Annotated in this window: 2 pseudogenes; both read right to left on the bottom strand. The window is 67.3% G+C overall.

Features of this window, described 5'->3' with window-relative positions:
* Positions 1-340, bottom strand: a pseudogene (locus tag B7L92_RS41760) (hypothetical protein); the annotation flags it as partial.
* Positions 341-511: 171 nt separating this feature from the next.
* A pseudogene (locus B7L92_RS43490) lies at positions 512-626 on the bottom strand (helix-turn-helix transcriptional regulator); the annotation flags it as partial.

Raw genomic sequence — 626 nt, 5'->3', positions numbered from 1 at the left:
TCGTGCGTACCTGAAGATGCTGGACCGGTATCTGGGACAGATAGCTTCTGACGGAGCTGCTGTACCGGGCCGGGTGCTGGTAGATGTGCCGGATCCTGGTTCCGCGCCGGATGGCCGTGTGCGCGTTGGCCAGGGCGGCCGAAGGCGGTACCGGGCGCATCCACCGGTCGTCCCACGGGTCGGGGTGGAGCAGAGCCATGTCGATGAGGCAGGGGACGGCGCCGAGTTCGGCTCGCGCGACTCGCCCGGTGTGCAGGGCTTCGCGGTACAGGCGCAACGCCGGCTCGCACACTTCGGTGTTCGCGTGCGGATGGGGTGTTTCGATGCCTTCTGTTCCCATTGGTACCCCCCTGCTTTGTGCACTGCAACAAGTGGATGGTGGTACGACTGTGGGCGTCCGGGGGATTCTGTACGCGTCGAGGGAGCCGGGAACTTCCTCGACGTGTACGGGCGTGGCTGTGCTCTCCCCTTGTGGTGCAGTCACGCCCGTACCCCGGGGCGGGAGGTTCGGTCAGGAATCCGATTCGAGGATTCCGGACCGGGCGATCAGGTAGCCGAGTTGGGCCCGGCTGCTGCTGCCCAGGGCGGCGGAGAGCTTGGCCACATGGGCGCGGCAGGTGCGGACG

The sequence above is a fragment of the Streptomyces viridosporus genome, from assembly GCF_002078235.1.
GTDB lineage: Bacteria > Actinomycetota > Actinomycetes > Streptomycetales > Streptomycetaceae > Streptomyces > Streptomyces viridosporus.
Note: the sequence above shows the minus strand (reverse complement) of the source record. Positions and strands in the feature narration are given on the sequence as shown.